Source organism: Limnobaculum allomyrinae, from assembly GCF_016649425.1.
In the GTDB taxonomy this organism is placed as follows: domain Bacteria; phylum Pseudomonadota; class Gammaproteobacteria; order Enterobacterales; family Enterobacteriaceae; genus Limnobaculum; species Limnobaculum allomyrinae.
This window is the reverse complement of record NZ_JADRCR010000002.1, coordinates 700,836-724,895: the sequence shown is the minus strand read 5'-3', so window position 1 is coordinate 724,895 and position 24,060 is coordinate 700,836. Positions and strand designations below refer to the sequence as shown.

18 protein-coding genes and 4 tRNA genes are annotated in these 24,060 nt (G+C 44.8%); 7 read left to right on the top strand and 15 right to left on the bottom strand.

The annotated features are described in order from the left end of the window. The first annotated feature begins 251 nt into the window (after positions 1 to 251). From malE to malG, 3 genes are all read left to right on the top strand, one after another. Positions 252 to 1,478 carry a maltose/maltodextrin ABC transporter substrate-binding protein MalE gene (gene malE / locus I2494_RS07490; RefSeq protein WP_218466512.1) on the top strand — a complete coding sequence of 409 codons (1,227 nt, stop codon included), beginning with the start codon at positions 252 to 254 and terminating at the stop codon, positions 1,476 to 1,478. An 84-nt stretch (positions 1,479 to 1,562) separates the two neighbouring features. Next, positions 1,563 to 3,128 carry a maltose ABC transporter permease MalF gene (malF, locus tag I2494_RS07485; RefSeq protein WP_218466442.1) on the top strand — a complete coding sequence of 522 codons (1,566 nt, stop codon included), beginning with the start codon at positions 1,563 to 1,565 and terminating at the stop codon, positions 3,126 to 3,128. A 14-nt stretch (positions 3,129 to 3,142) separates the two neighbouring features. Further along, a complete protein-coding gene (malG, locus tag I2494_RS07480) occupies positions 3,143 to 4,033 on the top strand; it encodes a maltose ABC transporter permease MalG (protein WP_218466441.1) in 891 nt (296 codons plus the stop codon). A gap of 436 nt (positions 4,034 to 4,469) precedes the next feature. Here malG and I2494_RS07475 read toward each other — a convergent pair whose 3' ends face one another. The 11 genes from I2494_RS07475 to I2494_RS07425 all read right to left on the bottom strand — a co-directional run bounded on the left by I2494_RS07475 (position 4,470) and on the right by I2494_RS07425 (position 12,992). Continuing rightward, positions 4,470 to 4,613: a hypothetical protein gene (locus I2494_RS07475; protein ID WP_218466440.1), complete on the bottom strand. Its 144-nt coding sequence runs from the start codon at positions 4,611 to 4,613 to the stop codon at positions 4,470 to 4,472. 792 nt (positions 4,614 to 5,405) lie between these two features. Further along, positions 5,406 to 5,482 (bottom strand) — tRNA-Arg (locus I2494_RS07470). An 81-nt stretch (positions 5,483 to 5,563) separates the two neighbouring features. After that, a tRNA-Arg gene (locus I2494_RS07465) sits at positions 5,564 to 5,640 on the bottom strand. 80 nt (positions 5,641 to 5,720) lie between these two features. Further along, positions 5,721 to 5,797 (bottom strand) — tRNA-Arg (locus I2494_RS07460). Between the two features lie 25 nt (positions 5,798 to 5,822). After that, positions 5,823 to 5,915: transfer RNA gene (locus I2494_RS07455), tRNA-Ser, on the bottom strand. A gap of 289 nt (positions 5,916 to 6,204) precedes the next feature. Further along, positions 6,205 to 6,390, bottom strand: coding sequence for a carbon storage regulator CsrA (csrA, locus tag I2494_RS07450; protein ID WP_027275176.1), 186 nt, complete (start codon positions 6,388 to 6,390; stop codon positions 6,205 to 6,207). A 278-nt stretch (positions 6,391 to 6,668) separates the two neighbouring features. Next, positions 6,669 to 9,296 (bottom strand): alanine--tRNA ligase, encoded by a 2,628-nt coding sequence (gene alaS, locus I2494_RS07445; protein ID WP_218466439.1) that lies wholly within the window; start codon positions 9,294 to 9,296, stop codon positions 6,669 to 6,671. Between the two features lie 139 nt (positions 9,297 to 9,435). Continuing rightward, entirely contained in the window at positions 9,436 to 9,903 is a 468-nt protein-coding gene (locus tag I2494_RS07440) for a regulatory protein RecX (protein WP_218466438.1), read from the bottom strand. A 37-nt stretch (positions 9,904 to 9,940) separates the two neighbouring features. Continuing rightward, complete coding sequence (gene recA, locus I2494_RS07435; protein WP_218466437.1) at positions 9,941 to 10,996, bottom strand: recombinase RecA; 1,056 nt, start codon at positions 10,994 to 10,996, stop codon at positions 9,941 to 9,943. A gap of 105 nt (positions 10,997 to 11,101) precedes the next feature. Next, on the bottom strand, positions 11,102 to 11,590 hold the full coding sequence (gene pncC, locus I2494_RS07430; protein ID WP_218466511.1) for a nicotinamide-nucleotide amidase: 489 nt from the start codon (positions 11,588 to 11,590) through the stop codon (positions 11,102 to 11,104). Positions 11,591 to 11,804: 214 nt separating this feature from the next. Then, the gene (locus tag I2494_RS07425; RefSeq protein ID WP_218466510.1) at positions 11,805 to 12,992 is read right to left on the bottom strand and encodes an MFS transporter; all 1,188 of its coding nucleotides are present in this window, start codon (positions 12,990 to 12,992) and stop codon (positions 11,805 to 11,807) included. A 102-nt stretch (positions 12,993 to 13,094) separates the two neighbouring features. Between I2494_RS07425 and I2494_RS07420 the strand changes: the two genes are divergently transcribed. After that, complete coding sequence (locus tag I2494_RS07420; protein ID WP_218466436.1) at positions 13,095 to 13,982, top strand: LysR family transcriptional regulator; 888 nt, start codon at positions 13,095 to 13,097, stop codon at positions 13,980 to 13,982. On the opposite strand, the gene I2494_RS07415 is transcribed toward I2494_RS07420, so the two are convergent. Together I2494_RS07415 and I2494_RS07410 are read right to left on the bottom strand one after the other, a co-directional pair. Beyond that, the gene (locus I2494_RS07415) at positions 13,979 to 14,539 is read right to left on the bottom strand and encodes an acetate and sugar kinases/Hsc70/actin family protein (protein ID WP_218466435.1); all 561 of its coding nucleotides are present in this window, start codon (positions 14,537 to 14,539) and stop codon (positions 13,979 to 13,981) included. The two genes, I2494_RS07420 and I2494_RS07415, sit on opposite strands and share 4 nt — an antisense overlap. A 236-nt stretch (positions 14,540 to 14,775) precedes the next feature. Next, positions 14,776 to 16,059, bottom strand: a complete 1,284-nt coding sequence (locus I2494_RS07410) for a maltoporin (RefSeq protein WP_218466434.1) — start codon at positions 16,057 to 16,059, stop codon at positions 14,776 to 14,778. Between the two features lie 845 nt (positions 16,060 to 16,904). On the opposite strand from I2494_RS07410, the gene I2494_RS07405 reads away from it, so the two are divergent. The 3 genes from I2494_RS07405 to I2494_RS07395 all read left to right on the top strand — a co-directional run bounded on the left by I2494_RS07405 (position 16,905) and on the right by I2494_RS07395 (position 21,246). Continuing rightward, a complete protein-coding gene (locus tag I2494_RS07405; protein ID WP_130592011.1) occupies positions 16,905 to 17,639 on the top strand; it encodes a MurR/RpiR family transcriptional regulator in 735 nt (244 codons plus the stop codon). A 172-nt stretch (positions 17,640 to 17,811) separates the two neighbouring features. Next, positions 17,812 to 19,785 carry a beta-glucoside-specific PTS transporter subunit IIABC gene (locus I2494_RS07400; protein WP_218466433.1) on the top strand — a complete coding sequence of 658 codons (1,974 nt, stop codon included), beginning with the start codon at positions 17,812 to 17,814 and terminating at the stop codon, positions 19,783 to 19,785. Positions 19,786 to 19,809: 24 nt separating this feature from the next. Continuing rightward, positions 19,810 to 21,246 (top strand): 6-phospho-beta-glucosidase, encoded by a 1,437-nt coding sequence (locus tag I2494_RS07395; RefSeq protein ID WP_218466509.1) that lies wholly within the window; start codon positions 19,810 to 19,812, stop codon positions 21,244 to 21,246. Between the two features lie 122 nt (positions 21,247 to 21,368). Here I2494_RS07395 and I2494_RS07390 read toward each other — a convergent pair whose 3' ends face one another. Both I2494_RS07390 and mltB read right to left on the bottom strand, forming a co-directional pair. Further along, the gene (locus I2494_RS07390) at positions 21,369 to 22,112 is read right to left on the bottom strand and encodes an SDR family NAD(P)-dependent oxidoreductase (protein WP_218466432.1); all 744 of its coding nucleotides are present in this window, start codon (positions 22,110 to 22,112) and stop codon (positions 21,369 to 21,371) included. 715 nt (positions 22,113 to 22,827) lie between these two features. Continuing rightward, complete coding sequence (gene mltB, locus I2494_RS07385; RefSeq protein ID WP_218466431.1) at positions 22,828 to 23,937, bottom strand: lytic murein transglycosylase B; 1,110 nt, start codon at positions 23,935 to 23,937, stop codon at positions 22,828 to 22,830. Positions 23,938 to 24,060: the final 123 nt, after the last annotated feature.

The window sequence follows — 24,060 nt, the reverse complement described above, 5'->3', positions numbered from 1 at the left end:
TTGCCCCCTGATGAACGAAAGATTGTGAATTTACTCACAAATTAATCACATTCTTTATGTGATACAGCGCACAAAACGCGTTGTAATTGCAACACACATCACACAAAGGTGTTGGAGGGCATAGAAAAGAGGAGGATGCGTTTTATTCACTGACGACGGCAACATAGTCACTGTGTAAATGTCTTGCCTCAGCAACCGAATACCGATTGCTATCCGGACTACCTGACTAAATTGAAAGAAGGATAACTATGATGTTCCGTATATTAAAAGCTGCACGTCGTCATACCCAACGTCCACTGGCGGTTTCTAAGGTGGCAACCATTTCTGCCCTGGTGGCACTTTGTCTTTCCAGCTCTGCGATGGCCAAAATTGAAGAAGGCAAACTGGTTATCTGGATCAATGGTGATAAAGGATACAACGGTCTGGCTGAAGTCGGAAAGAAATTTGAAAAAGATACCGGTATCAGCGTTACCGTTGAGCATCCGGATAAGATGGAAGAGAAGTATCCACAAGTTGCTGCAACAGGCGATGGCCCTGACATTATCTTTTGGGCGCATGACCGTTTTGGTGGTTATGCCGAATCAGGTCTGTTAGCCGAAGTCACGCCATCCAAAGCCTTACAGGACAAAGTTGCTCCGTTCACCTGGGATGCGCTGCGCTATAAAGGCAAACTGATTGGTTACCCTATTGCAGTAGAGTCCCTGTCACTGATCTACAACAAAGACCTGCTACCAGAACCGCCCAAAACCTGGGAAGAAGTTACCGCTCTGGATACAAAACTGCGTGCTAAAGGCAAAAGTGCCATCATGTGGAACTTGCAAGAACCCTACTTCACCTGGCCACTTATCGCAGCTGACGGCGGCTATGCCTTTAAGTTTGAAAACGGCCACTATAACGTGAAAAACGTAGGTGTGAATAATCCTGGTGCCCAGGCTGGTTTACAGTTCCTGGTAGACTTGGTGAAAAACAAACACATCAATCCTGATACTGATTATTCCGTGGCTGAAGCCAGTTTTATTAAGGGCGAAACCGCAATGACCATTAATGGTCCGTGGTCATGGGGCAACCTGGATAAAGCTAAAATTAACTATGGCGTCACTATGCTGCCAAGTTTTAAAGGAAAGCCGTCCAAACCATTCGTTGGCGTACTTTCAGCCGGAATTAACACTGCCAGTCCAAACAAAGATCTGGCAAAAGAGTTTCTGGAAAACTACTTGCTGACTGATGAAGGACTGACTCTGGTTAATAACGACAAAATGCTGGGTGCCGTAGCGCTGAAATCCTATCAGGAGAAACTGGAGAAAGATCCACGTATCGCCGCCACCATGAACAACGCGCAAAAAGGTGAAATTATGCCAAACATTCCGCAAATGAGTGGATTCTGGTATGCCGAACGCAGCGCCATCCTGAATGCTATTCATGGCCGTCAGACGGTTCCGGCCGCATTAAAAGATGTTGAAACGCGTATTACCAAGTAAATCAGTAAAACAGCGGCGCAGATAACTGCGCCGCTGCTAATCACCGGATTTTTGTAGTATCCCGGCCACCTAAAGGAGTTCGTCATGTCTGTTATTCAAACCGAATTACCACAAGGAAACAGAGGGTTTAGCCTGGGTAACGGCCTTAAGTGGCTGGTCATTACGCTTTTCGCTTTGTTTGCATGCTATTTAGTCGTACTGATGTATGCGCAAGGTGAGTATCTGTTTGCTATTCTGACGTTAATCCTGGTGGGTTTAGGTTTGTATGTATTTGCTAACCCACGCACTTATGCCTGGCGCTATGTCTATCCGGGTATGGCAGGAATGGGACTGTTTGTACTGTTTCCTTTAGCCTGTACTATCGCCATTGCATTCACTAACTACAGCAGCGTCAACCAGCTAACCTTTGAGCGCGCTCAATCGGTTTTGTTGCAAAATCAATTTACTTCAGGACATGCCTATAACTTCTCACTCTATCCTGAAGGTCAAAAATGGCGTCTGTTTCTCAGTGATGCACAAAATGAGATGTTGCTCTCGGAGCCTTTCGATCTCAATGCGCTTCCCCCAACGCTAACCGTAGAAAAAACCACGGCAGCACCAACGGAAGAAGCAGCACCGCTACGTGTTGTTATCCAGAACAACAAGCAGCTTGGCACGTTGTCAATTCAACTGCCGGAAGAAAAAGTATTGCGCATGAGTTCACTGCGCCAGTTTTCTGAAATTCAACCGCTGTATGTATTGGGCGAGGATCAAAAAACGCTGCTCAACCAACAAACCGGCGTTCGCTACCTGCCTAATCAAGACACTGGGTTTTACCAGGCCGTCAATGCTCAGGGGCAATGGCAAAGCGAAGTATTAAGTCCCGGCTTTACCGTTACTGTTGGCTGGAAAAATTTCCTGACGGTGATGTTTGATGAAGGTATTCAAAAACCTTTTATCTCAATTTTTATCTGGACTATCGCCTTCTCCCTGTTGACCGTGGTATTTACCGTGGCGGTAGGCATGATTTTAGCTTGTGTTGTCCAATGGGAATCGTTGAAAGGCCGAGCCATCTATCGGGTGCTGCTAATTCTGCCTTATGCCGTTCCCTCTTTTATCTCGATTCTGATCTTCAAAGGGCTATTCAACCAGAGTTTTGGTGAGATCAACATGATGCTGGAGGCACTATTTGGCATCAAACCGGCCTGGTTTAACGATCCAACCATGGCTCGCAGTATGATTGTGATCGTCAATATCTGGCTGGGCTATCCGTATATGATGATTCTGTGCATGGGTTTACTGAAAACGATTCCTGATGACCTATATGAAGCCTCAGCGATGGATGGTGCAAACTTATTCCAGAACTTTTTCCGTATCACCTTCCCGTTATTAATTAAACCGCTAACACCGCTGATGATTGCCAGCTTTGCGTTTAACTTTAATAACTTTGTATTGATTCAACTGCTCACCAACGGTGGCCCTGACCGAATCGGTACCACCACACCGGCGGGTTATACCGACTTACTGGTTAGCTTTACTTATCGCATGGCATTCGAAGGCAGCGGCGGACAAAACTTTGGTCTGGCAGCAGCGATCGCCACGCTGATTTTCTTACTGGTCGGTGCACTGGCGGTTATCAACCTGAAAGCATCACGTATGAACTTTGATTAAGGAGAAAGAATAATATGGCAATGGTTCAACCTAAATCTCAGCGATTACGTATCGGTCTTACTCATATTCTACTGCTGTGTTTTATTGCGTTGATTATGTTTCCACTACTGATGGTAATTGCGATTTCTCTGCGTTCAGGTAACTTTGCAACCGGTAGTTTGATCCCGGAACAGATATCCTGGGAACACTGGAAACTGGCGCTGGGGTTCAGCATAACTGATGCCAACGGCAAAGTGACACCACCACCCTTCCCGGTTTTGCTGTGGCTCTGGAATTCCGTCAAGATTGCCGTTATTACCTCTATCGGCATCGTCGCCCTGTCGACGACCTGCGCTTATGCTTTTGCCCGCATGCGTTTTCGCGGCAAAAGTACGTTGTTAAAAAGTATGCTGATTTTTCAGATGTTCCCGGCAGTCCTCTCATTAGTGGCGTTGTATGCGTTGTTTGATCGACTGGGACAATATGTTCCTATGTTGGGGCTCAACACCCATGGTGGAGTGATATTTGCCTATCTGGGAGGAATAGCCCTGCACGTCTGGACCATTAAAGGCTATTTCGAAACCATTGATGGCAGCCTGGAAGAAGCGGCTGCATTAGATGGCGCTACGCCATGGCAAGCTTTCCGTTTAGTCCTTCTACCCCTGTCAGTGCCAATTCTGGCTGTGGTATTTATCTTATCGTTTATTGCTGCCATTACCGAAGTACCGGTAGCGTCATTGCTGTTACGCGATGTAAATAGCTATACGCTGGCAGTAGGTATGCAGCAGTATCTCAACCCTCAAAACTATCTGTGGGGAGATTTTGCCGCCGCCGCTGTGTTGTCCGCTATCCCGATTACCGTTGTCTTCCTGCTGGCCCAGCGTTGGTTGGTTAGTGGCCTGACGGCAGGCGGCGTAAAAGGATAGTGTTTTTAAGCTACATCCCTCATTGTTGTCTTTGTCTCACTTCAGCGGTCTTTCAGACCGCTTTTTTTATCGCTGCATTGCTATATCAAAAGAAACCCGTTGTATAAAAATTAATATTATTTATGCGTTTTTTAACATCATGATTATGCTTCACGTCAACTGAATCAATAACAAAACTTTAGATATAATTAATTACAGCCCCAATAATCAACAAACATATTTAAACTATTTTCTTGAATGCTGTTATTTATACTTTCTCAATAAATAACAGCCAAAGATAAATAAGGCGAAAGATAACTCTCGCCTTATTAATAAAAAAGCATAATGAATACATATTATCTTTCTAAAATGAACCTAATCATTCATTATATTTCCCTCTAATAATGAATAATAAGAACAGAATAACAAGATAAATGAATTAAAAAGAAATCAGGTATTATTTACAGCGACCACAAACAATTTTTGCCGCATAGCATAACTTTAGCTTACCGCTACAGAAGGTACCGCCCGCTTCAGCTACCGCAGAGATACCAAAGGATAACAACAGAGCAAGGGATAACATTTTAATTTTACCAGCCATATAAACTCCTTTTAATATATATTTCATATACCAGAGATATAATATAAAACAACTGCCTTTCCCTATCTTAAATAGCGCCTGAATAAGACATCATACTCAAAATAAGAAATTGAGAATTGAGTATATTATTTCTGAGCTTAGCTTTCTTTTTCGGGTCCTGCAGAAAACAAATTACTCTCAGTAATAATATTATGTCAATACATAATTAAAACTAAATTATAACAATCTCTTTTTATTAAGTTCACATCATAAAGATTAGTTATTCTTTTTCATTTTTAATCTTTATTAATAAAGACATATCTGAATACGAAGAGATCATTCAACTAACGAGCGAATCATACAACAGCATTCTGTACTTTTTACGATAGCTTTTGCCTTGCCTGAAATTTCAAACTGAACGTTTGCCCCATGTTATCTTGTGCACCTCTTCTGTTTTTATCTGCCAATCAAAAAGTGCTGACATAAAATTAGTTTGTACGGTGTCATAATATATTGGTGGTTAACAGCATCCACGTTAACCACGCTATAAGCCTGTTTAAGGAACGATTGAATTATATGCCCCCTGATTAGCGCTATTTGAATAAAATGCGCTGGAGAGGCTTAGAGTGCGTAATTTTTCATTCTGTGTATGAACTCCTGTGGGTTTACCAGAAGAAAACTTACAAGCTCAGGAATGCATTCAACATAATGCACAAGAGTAATTGTTGAAAAGAGATATGCAACAAGGAGAGAGGGAGTATCAAATTTTAGACATAAAAAAAAGATACCTTTCGGTATCTGCGAACTTCAAGATGGTGCACCCGAGAGGATTCGAACCTCTGACCGCTCGGTTCGTAGCCGAGTACTCTATCCAGCTGAGCTACGGGTGCTCTTTGATTCTTTTAAAACAAATACTACAACGGCATCTGTTTTTGTTACAAATGCTGTTATTAAAACAACAGTGTAAAATATGGTGCACCCGAGAGGATTCGAACCTCTGACCGCTCGGTTCGTAGCCGAGTACTCTATCCAGCTGAGCTACGGGTGCTCTTTGATTCTTTGAAACAGATATTACGACACTATCTGTTTTTGATACGAATGCCGTTACTAAAACAGCACTGTAAAATATGGTGCACCCGAGAGGATTCGAACCTCTGACCGCTCGGTTCGTAGCCGAGTACTCTATCCAGCTGAGCTACGGGTGCAGATTCTAACAGCGTAATAAGTAAATGGCGGTGAGGGAGGGATTCGAACCCTCGATGCAGCTTTTGACCGCATACTCCCTTAGCAGGGGAGCGCCTTCAGCCTCTCGGCCACCTCACCGTATACTTACTATCTACAGGTCGCTAAACATTTAAAATGTTTATCAACACTGCGTGGCGCACATATTACTTTCCCGGACTTATAAGTCAAATACTTTTTCGTTCATTAGGTTCGTTTGTGCACTAAGCAAACAACACGAACAATTTGCCAGCAAAAAATTGGGCTTTTGTGGCTAAAACGAAGGAGTAAAACAAGAATATAAAAAAGAGGTAATAACAAAAAACTGAGGGATTTGGCAAAAATCAACGCGCCTTACTTTCGATAACTACAAGTAAGGCGCGTTTATTGGTTAAAAAGTCGATTGTTGTGACTTTTCAGCCTGAATTCGCTGATAGATCTCTTCACGGTGAACAGATACTTCTTTCGGTGCATTAACACCAATACGAACTTGATTACCTTTTACGCCCAGAACAGTAACCGTTACTTCGTCACCAATCATCAGCGTCTCACCAACTCTACGAGTTAGAATAAGCATTCTTTGCTCCTTGACAGATTAAACAGACCATTGCATCTCTTTGTGCATCCTGCCCATTATCCATGATATGCGCTAAGAACGTAAGCTATAAATCTGATAGATTAACTAGCATCACTGACTCATTCAGCCACTCATCCAGATAAGAACACGTATATGCCTAAGTTTAGCTAACTTTTGTAAGTTTGTACTAAATTGTTCCAACTAAAAATATCAGACAATCCCGCAGGTTCCAATATGATAAAAGCGAATAATCATACAAACCTGCGGGATCTCCGGTGTTATAACTTAGCCGCAACCCAATTTTCTACTGTCGCCAGGGCCGCTGGCAATGCCGCCACATCGGTACCACCAGCCTGTGCCATATCAGGACGGCCGCCGCCTTTACCACCGACTAACTGAGCGACAGGACTAATCAACTCACCGGCTTTTATGCGATCCACCAGATCTTTAGTGACACCGGCAATCAGACTGACCTTATCCTCATGTACTGTCGCCAATACAATGATGCCAGAACCCAGCTGATTCTTAATGTCATCGACCATGGTACGCAGCATTTTCGGCTCAACGTTTTGCAGGTTACTAACCAGTAGCTTAACCCCTTTCACGTCTACTGCTTTACTGACCAGTGAGGAGCTTTCCTGCGCAGCCAGTTGATCTTTTAACTGTTGAAGCTCTTTTTCAACGCCTTTGGCGTGTTCCAGCAGGCTCTTCACTTTTTCAATCAGACTATTGCTGTCACCTTTTACCAGTGATGCCACTTCACTCAATACATCACTTTGCTGATGCATAGCAACAATGGCGTTTTCACCGGTAACCGCTTCAATACGACGCACACTGGCAGCGATACCTGATTCAGAAGTAATACGGAACAGGCCGATATTACCGGTAGCTTCGGTATGAGTACCACCGCATAGTTCAGTTGAGAAATCTCCCATAGAAAGTACGCGAACTTTGTCATCGTACTTCTCACCAAACAGCGCCATAGCACCTTTAGCCCGGGCATCCTCTAAGTCCATAATATTGGTTTCTACCCGTAGATTACGGCGAATTTGCTGATTAACTAAATCTTCAACCGCACGAACCTGTTCTGGTTTCATCGCTTCAGGATGGGAGAAATCGAAACGCAGATAGTTATCATTAACCAGAGAACCTTTTTGAGCAACGTGGCTGCCTAAAACCTGACGTAATGCCGCGTGCAGCAAGTGGGTTGCTGAGTGGTTAAGACGGATACGCTCACGACGTACACCATCCACCAGTGCATCAACGCTGTCACCCACTTTTAATTCACCCTGAGTCAAACGACCAACGTGACCAATGGCTTGACCATATTTTTGCGTATCTAATACATCAAACGTGCTGTTAGCCGCTTTCAACATACCCTGATCGCCGACCTGACCACCGGACTCACCGTAGAACGGCGTACTATCGAGAATCACGACCGCTTCCTGACCGCTTTTAATCTCTTTAACTTCATTACCGGCAACAAACAGTGCAGTCACTTTTGATGACTGTTCCAGACGCTCATAGCCACTAAAACAGGTTTCACCGTCAACGCGGATTAACTTGCTATAGTCCGCACTAAAACCGCTGGATTCACGAGCACGACGACGCTGCTCTTCCATCGCTTTTTCAAAACCGACTTCATCAACTTTAATATTTCGTTCACGGCAAACATCAGCCGTTAAATCCAGCGGGAAGCCAAAGGTATCATACAAACGGAATGCGGTTTCACCAGCCAGCGTGTCTCCGGTCAGCTTACTTAACTCTTCATCCAACAGCGTTAACCCGCGTTCCAGAGTACGGGCAAACTGCTCTTCTTCGGTTTTCAGTGTTTGTTCAACCATTGACTGCTGGCGACGCAATTCATCAGCAGCGCTGCCCATAACGCTAATTAACGGAGTAACTAACTTATAGAAGAAGGTTTCCGTAGCACCCAGCATATGCCCATGACGCACAGCACGACGAATAATACGACGTAATACGTAACCACGACCTTCATTAGATGGCATAACACCATCAGAAATCAGGAAAGCACAAGAACGAATATGGTCAGCAATAACCCGTAAAGACTTGCTGGTTAAATCAGTGGCTTTGGTGGCTTTAGCTGCCGCATCAATCAAAGTGCGGAACAGATCGATATCGTAGTTAGAGTTGACGTGCTGTAAAACCGCAGCAATACGCTCTAAGCCCATACCAGTATCAACTGAAGGCTTCGGCAATGGCAGCATAGTTCCGTCGGTTTGACGGTTGAACTGCATAAATACGATATTCCAGATCTCAATATAACGGTCGCCATCCTCTTCCGGTGACCCCGGAGGCCCACCCCAGATATGATCGCCATGGTCAAAGAAGATCTCAGTACATGGACCACAAGGACCGGTATCACCCATTTGCCAGAAGTTATCTGATGCGTATGCTGCACCTTTGTTATCGCCAATACGGATGATTCTTTCGCGAGGAATACCGATCTCTTTTTCCCAGATTTCGTAAGCTTCATCGTCCGTTGCGTAAACGGTCACCCACAGCTTCTCTTTTGGCAAATTAAACCATTGAGCGCCAGTAAGTAGTTCCCAGGCAAAATTAATAGCATCGTGCTTAAAGTAATCACCGAAGCTAAAGTTACCCAGCATTTCAAAAAAGGTGTGGTGACGGGCGGTATAACCTACGTTTTCTAAATCATTATGTTTACCACCGGCGCGCACACAACGCTGGGAAGTCGTTGCCCGGGTATAGGCACGCTTGTCCAGCCCCAGGAATACGTCTTTAAACTGGTTCATTCCTGCATTGGTAAACAGGAGTGTTGGATCGTTATGCGGTACTAAAGAGCTGCTGTCGACAACCTGGTGCCCTTTACTATTAAAGAAATCGAGAAACGCTTGACGGATCTCAGCGGTGCTCTTGCTCATATAATTTCCAATATCTGGCTAAAAAGAAGGCGATTCGTAAGTTAAGCACGAAAAAACCGAAGTAAACGACTTATTTACGAATTAAAAGTAGCCATAAGATAAAATTTCTTTGATGGGAAGTAAATCCGCAGAGGATTTATTATTCAGAATCGCTGAAAACTGATTGAATTTCGTCCTGAGCAAACCCGCGATAAGCAAGATAACGCTGCATTTTTGAGCGTTCTTTCCAGTCGGTCGGGATCTCATCGCCAAAACGCTGAATCGCAACTTTTTTAGCTTTTTCATACCAGTCAATCTCGCACTCTTGCATTGCGCGGGAAATATCATCCCGACCGATCCCCTTTTGCTGTAATTCTGACTGAATGCGCTGACGACCGTAACCTTTATGGCTGCGACTGATAATAAACTTACGGGAGTATTCTGCATCGTCAAGCCAGTTGTACTGGTGACAATATTCAATGGCTTGATCGATGGATTCTTTGGAGACAGGTTCTTTTTCTGCGGTGCGGTCGAAAGGAGAATGCGCCGCAAGCTTACGGCGCATCTCTTGTTCACTATAGTCACGCTGGGCTAATAACCGCATTGCTCGTGGTAATAGTGATTTCATAACTAACCAACTCTAAATTTTAAGCTTATCGTCGTGATTAAAACTCTTCGCCTTCCGGCAGTTCGGCATCATCTTCAACATCAGCAGTTGCTGGCACAAACGGGTTCGCAGTCAACAATAACTCACGCAGACGTTTTTCCAGATCATTAGAAATCACTGGGTTTTCCTTCAGGAATTTCATTGAATTTGCTTTACCCTGACCAATTTTTTCGCCGTTATAGGCATACCATGCGCCAGATTTGTCCACCAGTTTATGCTTAACGCCCAGATCGATCAGCTCGCTCTCTTTAGAGATACCGCTGCCGTACAGAATCTGGAAATCAGCCTGACGGAATGGTGCAGAGATCTTATTCTTCACCACTTTAACGCGCGTTTCGTTACCAACCACTTCTTCACCATCTTTAATCGCACCTACACGGCGAATATCCAGACGAACAGAAGCATAGAATTTCAGCGCGTTACCACCAGTGGTGGTTTCTGGATTACCAAACATAACGCCAATTTTCATACGGATCTGGTTAATAAAGATCACCAGACATTTAGCATTCTTGATGTTACCGGTTAACTTACGCAGCGCCTGAGACATTAAACGAGCCTGCAGACCAACGTGTGAGTCGCCCATTTCGCCTTCGATTTCAGCTTTTGGTGTTAACGCTGCAACGGAGTCAATAATGATAACGTCAACCGCACCGGAACGAACTAACGCGTCACAAATTTCCAGCGCCTGCTCACCGGTATCCGGTTGAGAGATCAGTAAGTCATCAACCTGCACGCCCAGTTTGGCGGCATAAATTGGGTCGAGGGCATGTTCAGCATCAATAAAGGCACAGGTTTTGCCTTCTCTTTGTGCCTGAGCAATAACGGACAGCGTCAGCGTGGTTTTACCGGAAGATTCTGGCCCGAAGATTTCAACAACGCGGCCCATAGGTAAACCGCCAATGCCCAGCGCAACGTCCAGGCTCAGAGAGCCGGTGGAAACAGACTCAACATCAAGAGATTGAGTGTCACCCAAACGCATGATAGAACCCTTACCAAACTGCTTTTCAATCTGTCCTAATGCGGCGGCAAGCGCTCTTTGTTTGTTGTCATCCATTATGCGGCTCCGTGGTTATCAAATGTGGTCATAAAGTATTACGAGACTTTATCTCTAAAGCGATGAAATGATTATACTGTATAATCATACAGTATCAAGTCAGTTTTAAATAAATTTTTCCAGCACTACCGTCAGGGCATATTCTACCGCCTGTTGACGAACCTGATGGCGGTTGCCATTAAAGCGTCTTTTACGGGCAATCACCAGCCCTTCTCTGTTGGCCCAGCCAAACCAAACGGTACCAACCGGCTTTTCTGCGCTACCGCCGTCCGGCCCGGCAATACCGCTAACCGAAATGGCAATATCTGCAGCAGCCGCCTTTAGCGCACCGCTGGCCATTTCTCTCACCGTTTGCTCACTAACGGCTCCCCATTGAGAAAGGGTTTGTTGATTAACCCCCAGTAACTGCTGTTTAGCCAAATTGCTGTAAGTGACAAAGCCGCGATCGAAATAAACTGAGCTTCCGGCTATTTCAGTAAAATAAGCCGCGATCAAACCACCCGTACAAGACTCAGCGCAAGTAATCCACTGACCTGTCACAGCAAGACGTTGGCCTATTTGCCGGCTTAACTCACATATTCTGGTATTCAAGATGGATACTCCCCTGCAGTTATTATCTTAATACAGGCTACTCGTAACAAAGCCTGAGAACATATGTCTCAGGCTTTCTTTGCCCTATTGAAGATTACCATATCTGAACCGCTGGCCGGGAATCAAACCTGCCGTATTAATATGCGAAATCTCTTCCAATCTTTAATTTATTGAATCTTTGTCAGTTTTAATTCAGCCAGCAAAATTTTCCACGGTATTAAATATGGCAGGCCGCCACGCGTGTTGCACTGCGATTATCCAGAAAACCTGACAAGCGCGTCATTGCTAAAGCCAGTATCACGATCAGTCCACCAATCCATGGGGTATCCATTAGCCCCATATCTGCGACAACATGACCACCTAACCAGGCACCAATGGCAATACCAACATTAAACGCGGCGATATTCAGGCCAGATGCCACATCAACCGCTTCCGGAGCGTATTTATTCGCCAGTTGGACAACATACACTTGTAGTCCGGGTACATTACCAAAAGCAAAGGCGCCCCAAACAAACACGGTTAATAGCGCACCAATCTGGCTATTTGCTGTAAAGGTAAAGACAAACAGTACTAATGCCAGCGCAGCGAAAATGATATTCAGCGCCCGAACGGGCCCCATGCTATCCGCCAGTTTACCGCCCCAAATGTTACCAATGGTGACGGATACACCATAGACCAACATGATTCCGGCAATTGACCCCGCCTGAAAACCAGAGACTTGCTGCAAAATAGGCGCTAAAAAAGTGAAGGCAATGAATATGCCGCCATACCCTACTGCGGTAATGCCATAAACCAGTAACAAGCGTGGCTGAGTTAATACTTTAAGCTGCGCAGACAATTTTGCCGGGACGGCCTGCTTCAAATCGGCAGGGATCAGTAACGCACTACCCAGTAAGGCGATAATACCCAATACAGAAACGATCAGGAAGGTTGCCCGCCAGCCAAAATGTTGACCAATCCAGGTACCTAAAGGAACGCCGGTCACTAACGCAACCGTTAATCCGGTAAACATCAGCGCAATGGCACTGGCCTCTTTATCTTTGGCAACTAACCCAGTGGCAATGGTAGAGCCAATAGAGAAGAAAACCCCGTGGGCCAATCCGGTGAGAATACGTGCTGCTATTAAGGTTTCATAACCGGGAGCATTCCAGGCCAACAAATTACCCGCAATAAACAGCCCCATCAGAGCCAGTAATACTTTTTTGCGCTTCCAACGTCCGGTGAGCGCAGTTAATACCGGAGCACCTACGGCAACCCCTAACGCATACAGGCTCACCAATAAACCGGCTGATGGTAATGACACCTGTAGATCGCTGGCAATCGTCGGGATAAGCCCAACAATCACAAACTCAGTAGTACCTATAGCAAATGCACTCAAGGTCAGCGCCCATAAAGCAAGCGGCATTTTTGACATGGAAAAAGTTCCTCAGATTGACTTGACTGGCGCCATTGTGCTGATAGATTCTTTTTCAATAAATACCAATAAAAGCAAAAGATTTTATCAATTATGACAATAATCACTCATTCTGAAGATTTAACTATTCTGATTGCCGTTGCCGATTCCGGTGGTTTTTCCGCTGCCGCAGAACAGCTGGATATTCAGGTGGCTAAAGTCTCCCGTGCCGTGGCCCGAGTGGAAAAACAGTTAAATACCACCCTGTTTTCCCGTACCACCCGGCGCGTGGAGTTAACCGAAGAAGGAAGTCAGTTTATTGAAAAAGTCAGAGTGGGACTGGAGAAACTGTCTGAGGCTGAAGAATGGCTGAAGGTTCGCCATGAAAAACCATCGGGACGTTTACGCATCGACTCCGCCAGCCCATTCATCTTGCATCAGATAACACCCCATATTAAGGATTTTTCTCAACGCTATCCGATGATTGACATCGAACTAAGTGCCAGCGATGGCATCATTAACCTGTTGGAAAAACGCACCGATCTGGCTATTCGCATTGGTAAACTGGAAGACTCCACTCTGCATGCCCGAGTTTTAGGACATTCAAAACTCTGGCTGGTAGCCAGCCCTGGATATTTGCAATTATCCGGTATTCCTCAAACGCCTGAGCAACTTCTATCCCATCGTTTGTTGGGCTTCATTCCTCCTTCTAATTTGAATCATTGGTCAGTCGGTAGCGGTATCACTATCACACCGGATATTGCCGCCAGTAACGGAGAAGTATTACGCCAGCTCTGTCTGGAAGGCAACGGTATTGCCTGTTTGTCCAACTTTATGGTTCAACGGGATATTGAGAAAGGAAAACTGATGGTGATTTTAGCCGGGCAAATGCAAAGCCCGCACCCAAGAGAAGTAGTGAGGGCAGTGTATTATCGCAACACTGCCCTTTCCAGCCGTATTAAGCTATTTATCGACTTTATTGAACAGCGAATAGTACTTTAGTTTTGCTTCATAATAGCGATCGAGGGGAACGCCAGATGATGCATAAACTCACGCAATATTAATAGACGGGCAGCAAAGCTATTTTCTTCCGGTATTCCTTCTGATGCCGCGGGTCTGCCCAACATCACTGAAGCCAGGCGATCAAATGTGCGCTCCATGGTGTCCAGAGACATACTCAATTCAGCTTGTTCCGCAAGACCGGCAATCAATGCCATATCCCGAATAGATAAATCCGTAGTACAAAGCTGAGCACCGTCAGGGATAGAAGCTCGAATGCGGATCACTTCATCTTCAACCGCCATAATGGCATTTTCCATCTCATCCGGCGTTGGCGGTTGATGATGAAAATAATCAGCGGCGGTTTTATCACTACCAATATGTAACAGCTGCACAGATATCGGTTGATGTTTAACACCAGAAATAACCAACGTATTTTGACTACCAATATGTAGCAGGGTTAATGGAGCATCATTTTGCATACGAGTCTGCAATACCGCATATTGCTGCTGTATTTCTGCTTCAGATAATTGATATTTTTCCGTTGATAAATTGTGCATTGCCACCTCTTCACTAACCGTCAGCTATAGGTTGATGATACAACAAAATCAGTGCATTAACCTGCGGGCTGCAACACATCATTTAAGATAAAAACCCGGATAAAAAAAGTGCGCCCATGTCTGGCGCACACCCCAATCAGGGAAACAGTAGAAAAAGGCGCTTACGTTTGCCTTAACACTACCAATGAAGCTCTTTGAATATCCTATTATCACCCGTAGATCATCAATGCCCCTGATTACCACCAGGCTTCAAATTGAACGCCAAAGGTGACTTCATCATCATTACCACGGCTGTAGCTAATACTCTTGGTATCCTTATAAGCATTACCACTGTCGTCATAACCCCACTTCTCATCCCAGTTGGCATAAGTAGCAAACACACGAATGGCTGGACGAGACCAAATACTGCTCCCCGCCTGCCACTGTTGAGCCAACGTCACTTTATATTGGCTATTACGTTCACTGGTACGTTGTGATTTGACGTTATCGTAACCAACTTCCAGCAGTGAGCTCATGGTTGGTGTCCATTTATACATGGGGCGTACCCCTACCGTGTACCAGGTTGAACCAGTTTGATTATCCAGATCGGTATCCTGATACATGGCGACATACATCATGTCCCAGTCGTTGCCCATTTGAATAGCACCATGGTCAAGAATACGCACCATGCTACCGTCATTATTCACGCTGGCACCTTCTGCGTGCCCTTTGTTAACCGTATTGGTATTAGCGGAAGTCATGGCATCGGTTGCATACTGAACCACAAACTTATTAAAACCACCAAACATGCTTTGAGTATGCTCCGCAGTGAACATCATGCCGTCTTTTGAGGCATTTTTATCCAGCGAATAACCATCCCGGGCATTGGCCCGGCCGTAATCCAAACCCAGCTCCAGTACACCATTATTATTGGTCTCCAGACCGGCCAGTCGTACGTCAAACACATCGTTGGATGTAGGAATTTCGTCTTTCTCCCCCATGATCCACGCCTGGGAGCCGCCCGATTCTGTATTCCGACTGGCGGCCAGCGACAATTTACCAAAGCCCAGATCAATGTTCTCCAAACCTGCACCAGGGCCTGAAATATCCCAATAGTAGAAGTCGATCATGTGTACATCATGGCGCTGATAGAATCGCTTACCCGCCCACAATGTTGAGCCTGGTAGCCATTCGATCAAATCTTTACCTTTGACGTTAACTTCAACGAATGCCGGTGACGTGGTTTCCCAATCATTAGACTGATCGATGGAATAAGCCACGTTAGTGTCAAAATAGAAACTTTTATCCCCTTCTGTCCACAATTCCTGTCCCAGTTTAAGCTCAGCATAGGTTTCACATTCGTTACCCAGACGATATTTGCTTTGAGCTCCGGTTGCTTTAAAACACTGCTGCTCACCACCGCTTCCAGTCCAACCGATACCAGAACGAGCATAGCCATGAAAATCTACTGCCATAGCCTGAGTAGCCAATAATCCTGCCGCGATGGCCAGTGAAAGTGGTAGCCGGTTAAATCCTGCCATTGTCTGTTCTCCTTGTATCGCTACTCAAACGGCAGCGCATGATTATTTCGGGTTCATGACTATCCATCACCAGTGATGGCAGAACCTTCTCTGTTGGTATAACGTTGCTTTGGCGACAAAATCAGGCAGGATATTTCTGCAACAGACAAACCAGACCAATATGAAGAAACGAGCCCTCCCCACACAGATTAATTACTAATATGCGTTGGCATTGGTTAATTTAAATATTATTAAGGTTATATCCGAAGACTTATATTTCCCGAATAGACGCCATCCTTACAATTTTAATCAGGCAAACAAATAATAATTAGCTATATATTTAGCAATAAATATAAATAAATCTAATGGATAAATATTAATTGAGACAGAGGCTAACATAAAAGTTTTAAATCTGTCACCCGCATTAGCCACTTGTTATTTTTTATTTATTTGTGATTTGTTACACCGATAAAACAGGCTGTTTTAATTAACGTCTAAAATAAAAAATACCTTTGTTATTTAAAGAATTTTTCATTATGTTAATTTTTACTATTAAAATAAAAATGCATTACTCGTCTGATATTTAATTTTAAATATTGTGAATTACCTCACAATACATAGCAAAACGTTAAATCCCTATACATATAGCCATTTATTTGGCACCTAAAACACAACACTATAAATCATCATATTTCATAAAATAAATTCATCACTGGTACTGAAACCAATTACATAAACTCACTGATTTTAGTGAGTGTTTATTCGCTATATTTCTGATAGTTATGTGATGTTCAGGTATGTTATCAAAGCTAAAATCTGCTATTGTGTTGATGGGTTTTTAACGTACTTAATACACGGGTTTATCTATGTTCACTCACACTTCAATAGCAAATCTTAATGGTCTGGAACTCATGGTTTATAACTATGCCATTAAGAATAAAGATAAAGTGATGTACATGACTATCCGTGAACTGGCAGATGCAGCGGAAGTCTCGACAACTACCGTACTACGCTTTTGCAAAAAAATGGGGTGCGATGGTTATTCTGAATTCCGCATTCGCTTTAAGCTCTATCTGGAACAAGAAGTTCACCAACCGGTCAATTTTGGTGTCAGTGAAATCCTTAGCTTCTTTAAAAGTATCAATAATGAAGAGTTTGATGAGCTGATTAATCAAGCAGTTATTCAGATTATCAATGCAGAGCGCATCGTGTTTGTTGGTGCAGGAACCTCTGGCTCTCTGGGGAAGTATGGCGCTCGTTTCTTTTCTAACGTAGGTAAGTTCAGTAACTATATTGATGACCCCTATTATCCGATTAGCAGCGATATGTTTAAAAATGCTATTGCCATCATTCTTTCCGTTTCAGGAGAAACACCGGAAATACTTCGGCTGGCAAGCCAATTCAGTTTGCACCATTGTAAAATAATTAGTATCACCAATAGCGAAACCTCTTCTTTAGCCCGTATGGCTGACTTTAATCTTTCTTATCATATGCCCCAGACATTAATATCCGGCGAATATAATATCACTACTCAAGTTCCGGTTATTTATATGTTGGAAGCAATTGGAAACCATTTAGCCAAAACCTATCTCAAAAAATAAAACAGGCTGTTTTATTTCTGTGACAAATTACTTTTTTAGCGAATTGTTATATCGTGACATTCTATTTCTTTTTGCTAGGCTTCAGGAAACAGAATAATAAATCCTCATATAATCTGACGAAACACGAGAGTGTATCAACGGTTATTCGTACCTGAAGGCAGGAGAATATATAATGGCAATTGATTATGCCCAATCGGCAAAGGAAATTGTGAAACTAATTGGCGGCGATGATAACGTGATTAATCTCACACATTGCGCAACTCGTTTACGCTTTATTTTAAAGGATTTCTCTAAGGTAAATAAAACAACGTTAAGTCGGGTCAAAGGCGTCATTACCGTTCTTGAATCCAGCGGCCAGCTACAGGTAGTTATTGGTAACCATGTTGGTGATGCTTATCAGGAAGTCATGACGCTGATTCACATTGATGAAAAAGCCGCTGCGACCGGTGGCGCAAAGGTCGGTATTGTTAGCCGACTGATGGATATCATCTCCAGTATCTTTGTTCCGTTTATCTATCCATTAGCCGCCTGTGGGATATTACAGGGCATTATCTCTTTCCTTAGTGCGATTGAAGTAATGGATCCGGCCAGTGGTACTTATCGCATTTTAAACTTCGTCTCCTGGACAGGTTTTACTTTCCTCCCGGTAATGGTGGCTTTTACTGCAGCAAAAAAATTCAACGTAAATCCGTTTACCGCTGTGATTTCTGCCTGTGCGTTAGTATGTCCGGATTATATGAATATGCTGACAGCCAATAAGATTGCCACCCTTAACTCAGCCGATCCCGCCATTCATAAACTGATGCAGGAAGCGCTGAGCAACCCGGAAATGGCCACGGTTCTGACGCAGTTGGCCGGTATTCCGGTTACCGCACCAAATTTAGACTTCTTTGGCATCCCGGTGCAGTACCTGAGTTATACCGCTGCCGTTATTCCCATCATATTAATGGTATGGGCTATGTCATACGTTCAACATTTCTTTGAACGTCTATTACCGCTGGTTATCCGTAACCTGTTCACGCCGATGTTCTGTATCGCCATTATGGTTCCATTAACCCTGCTGGTGTTTGGTCCTATCGGCAACGCTATCGGTGGCGGTATTGGCAACGTGTATAACTACCTTTATCACCTCAATCCTTCTATTGCCGGTTTTGTTGTTGGTGCGATGTGGATGCCGCTGGTTACTCTCGGGGTTCACTGGGGAATTACACCCGTTACCGTAGGTAACTACGCCACGCTGGGATATGACACCTTTACCGGTTTGCAAGCCTCTCCAGTGTTTGCTATGGCCGGCGCAGTACTTGGGGTATACCTGAAATCTAAAAACAGTGAAATGAAACGAGTCGCCCTTTCTGCCGGAGTCACGGGTTTGTTTGGTATTACTGAACCCGCTATCTACGGCGTCGCCTTACGACTGAAGCGCCCTATGCTGTGCGGCTGCCTGGCTGGTGCTATCGGTGGTGCTATTGCTGGCTGGTTTAATGCGGTTTCCTGGAGCTACTGTTTGCCAGGCATCGCTGTATTACCGGTGTTCTTTAAAACCGGCCATATGCCACAATTCCTTGGCTTCTTATTATCTATTACTGTTGCCTTTGTGCTTGGAGCGGTATTTATCTGGCTGGCAGGATTTAAAGAAGACGACGAAGTCCAGGATCAGCCAGAAGATGACGCCTCTCAACTGCTGGCTGTCGGTGAAAGTTCACCAATCACCAGCCCACTGACAGGAACCGCTATTGAACTTTCCGCCGTTAAAGATGAAGCCTTCTCCAGCGGTCTGCTTGGTCAGGGTGTGGCAATTGTTCCGCAAGAAGGCAAAGTGTATGCACCGTTCAGTGGAAGAGTTGAAACCGTACTCCCTTCTCAGCACGCCATTGGTCTACGCTCAGAATCAGGTATTGATCTATTGATTCACGTGGGATTTGATACGGTAAAACTGGCAGGGAAAGGCTTTAACGCGCTGGTAGCTGAAGGTGATGAAGTAACACAGGGCCAGCTGTTAATTGAATTTGATATGGCCTATCTGGCCGCTCAGGATATCGATGCAACTACAGTAATTGTGGTAACCAACTCGGAAGAGTTCTCAATAATTAACCCACAGCATCATGATGTGAATAGCGGTGATGAACTGATTACAGTTACCAGATAGTAAGGACTAAATGAGATGCAAAATATGAAACAACATCAATTACCCAACGATTTTTTATGGGGAGGCGCCGTTGCTGCGCATCAGGTTGAAGGCGGTTGGGATCAGGGTGGCAAAGGCATCAGTATTGCTGACGTACTGAGCGGTGGGCGGCACGGCGTTGATCGAGTTATCACCGATGGTGTCATTGACGGCTATTTCTACCCTAATCATCAGGCAGTAGATTTCTATTCACATTATAAGCAAGACATTGCGCTGTTCGCCGAGATGGGATTTAAATGTTTTCGCACCTCCATAGTCTGGTCACGTATTTTTCCTAACGGTGATGAGCTACAGCCAAATGAAGCGGGTCTGCAATTTTATGATGATATGTTTGATGAATTGCTAAAATACAATATCCAGCCAGTCATTACCCTGTCGCACTTCGAGATGCCCTGGCATCTGGTTACCGAATATGGCGGCTGGAAAAACCGCAAAGTTGTCGATTTCTTTATTCGCTACAGTGAAGTGGTGATGCGCCGCTACCAGCACAAAGTGAAGTACTGGATGACGTTTAACGAAATCAACAATCAGCGTAACTATAAAACGCCGCTATTTGGTTATTGCTGTTCTGGTGTCATTTTCAATCAGGAAGAAAACCCTGAACAGGCAATGTATCAAGTACTGCATCACCAGTTTGTCGCCAGCGCTGCAGTGGTTAAATTAGGCCACGCCATTAATCCTGAGTTTCAGATTGGCTGTATGATCGCCTGCGTTCCGCTTTATCCTTACTCATGTAATCCGGACGATGTGATGTATGCTCAGGAGGCGATGCATGAACGTTTCCTGTTTAGCGATGTTCATATGCGCGGTTATTACCCAAAGTATATTCTGCGTGAATGGGAACGTAAGGGTTTCAATATCGTTATGGAACCACAGGATGCACAGATCCTGCGTGATGGCTGTGCCGATTATATTGGTTTGAGCTATTACATGAGTAATGCGGTACAGGCTAATGCCAAAGGCACCGGCAGTGCATTGTCAGGATTTGAGGGTAGCGTACCGAATCCTTATGTAAAGGCTTCTGAATGGGGATGGCAGATCGACCCCGTTGGCTTACGTTACTCATTAAGCATTCTGTATGAACGTTATCAAAAACCGCTGTTTATTGTGGAAAACGGTTTCGGTGCCATTGATAAACCCGATGCCAACGGCAAGATTAACGATGACTATCGTATTGCTTATATGCAGGCTCATATTGAGCAGATGAAAAAAGCGGTTACTTATGATGGTGTTGAAGTAATGGGATATACCCCATGGGGTTGTATCGATTGCGTTTCATTTACCACCGGGCAATACAGTAAACGTTATGGTTTCATCTACGTTGATAAGCATGATGATAACAGTGGAACCATGAAGCGCTCGAAAAAAGCCAGTTTTGACTGGTTTAAGAAGGTCATCGCCAGCAACGGCGAATCCCTGTAACTCATCGCTAAAATATATCGCTGGTTGATGAAAAATCTTGTTCAACAACCAGCGATGATTACATCAACCAGCCCTTTTCCTGCCGGATCGCGATTAACGTCGTCCTGTTTCACTACCGCTCATTATTGCGCGGTATAACCACCATCTACCAGAACTGAAGCACCGTTAACAAAAGTGGCTTTATCTCCGGCCAAAAACAGCACGACATTTGCCACTTCCTCTGGATGACCAAGACGCCCCTGTGGATGCAGTTTCACAAGTGCCTCTTTTTGTTCTGAGGTTAATGCACTCAGTAAAGGGGTATCGATATAGCCGGGACAAACTGCGTTGATACGAATGCCTTTACCGGCATAATCTGCCGCCAGCGTTTCCGTTAACAGTTTGACACCACCTTTAGCTGCGGCATAAGCGGTGACATGTTTTTTACCAACAAAGCTGTGAATGGAGCCGCAGTTAACAATAACCCCTTGCTGTTTCTCTGCCAGCCAGTGGCGGATGGCGGCTTTATTGCTGAGAAACACCCCGGTTAAATTGATATCGATGGTTTTCTGCCAGTCATCAAGGCTGAGCATATCAATGGCGTTATCTCTGGCTATACCGGCGTTAGCAAACAGAATATCCAGACGTTTAAAATGACTTAAGGTTTGGTTAATCAGATTTTCCTGATCTTTCTCGCTGGTCACATCGGTTTTAACAAACAGAATATCCAAACCTTCAGCCTTTAATGATTCCGCCACTTTCTGACCACTATCGCTGATATCGGCTATCACGACAGAAGCCCCTCGTTTAGCAAATGCCTTAACGGTTTCAAGACCAATCCCGCTGCTACCACCGGTAACGATGGCGACTTTCCCCTGAAAATTCATACTGACCTCCCCTGTAACGGTTTTATTAACCTTATATTGTCTTATCCATTGATACGCTTTTGGGGGGAAGGATGTTTCACATAAAGAGGGATTTGATTACAATTTATTCACAATGTGGAAACATTGCAGATGAAGAACGGGTGTTTTTATTCTAGTTTTATTGTGGTGGATATTCCGGCCGTAAAAGCTATGAACGACTATAGCCATCGTGCTCGGCCGGAAGACAATGTGTACTTAACTACTGAGCGCGTTGGGCCTGGCTGGGTTAGGGGCCCTCCGGCAGCTAAAGCTGCTACGACCCCAACACTCGTCCCTCCCAACGATAAACTATTTAAGGTACAAAAATCCTTTATCATCGTTTTGAAGCATTTCTGATACGTGTTGGCAGAGTCAGGAGTTGAATATTAATACCTAAAGATTGCCAATCGGAGGGAAAAGGTGCCGAGGGGGGAGACTTGGGGTAAGTCAACGACAAACAGGCAAAGCCTGTTTGAACAGCGCGAGCGCTGGCCCACCGGGCAAAACACTGAAGGTGTTTTGTAACTGCCCGTAGGCAGCTTAGGCCCGACGCACTCCATACTCAAGTATAGATGGTCTTCCGGCCGACCACGATCGCAATAAACGCTCATTGTATTTACGGCCGGAATATCACTAATGCTAGTTTGTTAGCCACAGGGAAGCACAACCGCGCTCCCCTACCGCCAACAATAAACAATTATCTGGCGCGTTTAACCGCTTCACCTAACTGCCATACCGCCATCGCGTAATGCGTGCTGTGGTTATAGCGAGTGATAGTGTAGAAGTTAGGTAAACCGTACCAGTATTCATAGTTGGTGCCCATATCAAAGCGTAGCAGGCTGGCTTCCTGATAGCCGCCAAGGGAGCTTTGTGGTCTTAGCCCGGCGGCGGCCAACGTAGAAACCGGATAGACGGTGTTAAAGCCGTGTTTCAGTGAAGGCGCTTCTCCTACGCCAGGTACGGCGATCGGTGCATTTCTCTTCCAGCCGTGCGCCTGGAAGTAATGAGCTACGCTGCCAATAGCATCTTCCGGATCCCACAGGTTGACATGACCGTTGCCATTAAAATCGACCGCATAATCTTTAAATGAAGATGGCATAAATTGACCATATCCCATGGCTCCCGCATAAGAACCGCGTAAAGAGAGTGGATCGTTACCTTCTTTACGAGCCATCAGCAGGAAGGTTTCCAGCTCACCGGTGAAATATTCAGAACGGCGTGGGTAGTCGAAAGAGAGCGTCGCCAGTGCATCAATGATGCGAGTTTTGCCCATTACGCGGCCCCAGCGGGTCTCTACCCCGATAATACCTACGATAATTTCCGGAGGAACACCATATTGTTGCCATGCGCGTTGCAGTGCACCTTCATATTGATTCCAGAAAACAACGCCGTTTTGTACGTTGTCCGGCGTGATGAACTTACTGCGATAGCGAATCCATGAACCGTTTGGCCCTGATGGTTTACCGGTGCTCACTGTGGTAGACGGCGCCTGTTTGTCCATCAATTTGATAACGTAATCCAGCCGTTTGGTCTGACCTAATACGCTTTGTAACTGTTGACGATCGAAACCGTGTACCTGCACCATCTTGTCAATAAAACGAGATGTCGCCGGATTATAGGCAAAATCGCCATCGGCCAAATGGTTTGCATGTTCGGCTTCAAGCTGAAAACCGCCCCTTACCGTATATACAGAGGGAAGCTGTGTTGTTCCGGGGACAGGCGCAATAACAGGAGAAGTAGATTTAGGCTTACTGCTACAGGCAGAAAGCAACAGAACTAAAGGTAAAAGAGCAGCCAAATAACGCATCAAATATCCATATGACCAAACAGAAAAAGAATGGCGACTATGGTAAGGCATTATCCTCCGTGAACAAACAGGAATATGCCTGACGGGCGGCACCCCCTTGAATCAACTGGTGATAAAACAGTC

Excerpts from the sequence above, each read along its gene's own strand:
- malE (WP_218466512.1), top strand. The coding sequence starts at position 252 with ATGTTCCGTATATTAAAAGCTGCACGTCGTCATACCCAACGTCCACTG.
- malF (WP_218466442.1), top strand. The coding sequence starts at position 1,563 with ATGTCTGTTATTCAAACCGAATTACCACAAGGAAACAGAGGGTTTAGC.
- malG (WP_218466441.1), top strand. The coding sequence starts at position 3,143 with ATGGCAATGGTTCAACCTAAATCTCAGCGATTACGTATCGGTCTTACT.
- I2494_RS07475 (WP_218466440.1), bottom strand. The coding sequence starts at position 4,613 with ATGGCTGGTAAAATTAAAATGTTATCCCTTGCTCTGTTGTTATCCTTT.
- csrA (WP_027275176.1), bottom strand. The coding sequence starts at position 6,390 with ATGCTTATTCTAACTCGTAGAGTTGGTGAGACGCTGATGATTGGTGAC.
- alaS (WP_218466439.1), bottom strand. The coding sequence starts at position 9,296 with ATGAGCAAGAGCACCGCTGAGATCCGTCAAGCGTTTCTCGATTTCTTT.
- I2494_RS07440 (WP_218466438.1), bottom strand. The coding sequence starts at position 9,903 with ATGAAATCACTATTACCACGAGCAATGCGGTTATTAGCCCAGCGTGAC.
- recA (WP_218466437.1), bottom strand. The coding sequence starts at position 10,996 with ATGGATGACAACAAACAAAGAGCGCTTGCCGCCGCATTAGGACAGATT.
- I2494_RS07425 (WP_218466510.1), bottom strand. The coding sequence starts at position 12,992 with ATGCCGCTTGCTTTATGGGCGCTGACCTTGAGTGCATTTGCTATAGGT.
- I2494_RS07420 (WP_218466436.1), top strand. The coding sequence starts at position 13,095 with ATGACAATAATCACTCATTCTGAAGATTTAACTATTCTGATTGCCGTT.
- I2494_RS07415 (WP_218466435.1), bottom strand. The coding sequence starts at position 14,539 with ATGCACAATTTATCAACGGAAAAATATCAATTATCTGAAGCAGAAATA.
- I2494_RS07410 (WP_218466434.1), bottom strand. The coding sequence starts at position 16,059 with ATGGCAGGATTTAACCGGCTACCACTTTCACTGGCCATCGCGGCAGGA.
- I2494_RS07405 (WP_130592011.1), top strand. The coding sequence starts at position 16,905 with ATGTTCACTCACACTTCAATAGCAAATCTTAATGGTCTGGAACTCATG.
- I2494_RS07400 (WP_218466433.1), top strand. The coding sequence starts at position 17,812 with ATGGCAATTGATTATGCCCAATCGGCAAAGGAAATTGTGAAACTAATT.
- I2494_RS07395 (WP_218466509.1), top strand. The coding sequence starts at position 19,810 with ATGAAACAACATCAATTACCCAACGATTTTTTATGGGGAGGCGCCGTT.
- I2494_RS07390 (WP_218466432.1), bottom strand. The coding sequence starts at position 22,112 with ATGAATTTTCAGGGGAAAGTCGCCATCGTTACCGGTGGTAGCAGCGGG.
- mltB (WP_218466431.1), bottom strand. The coding sequence starts at position 23,937 with ATGCGTTATTTGGCTGCTCTTTTACCTTTAGTTCTGTTGCTTTCTGCC.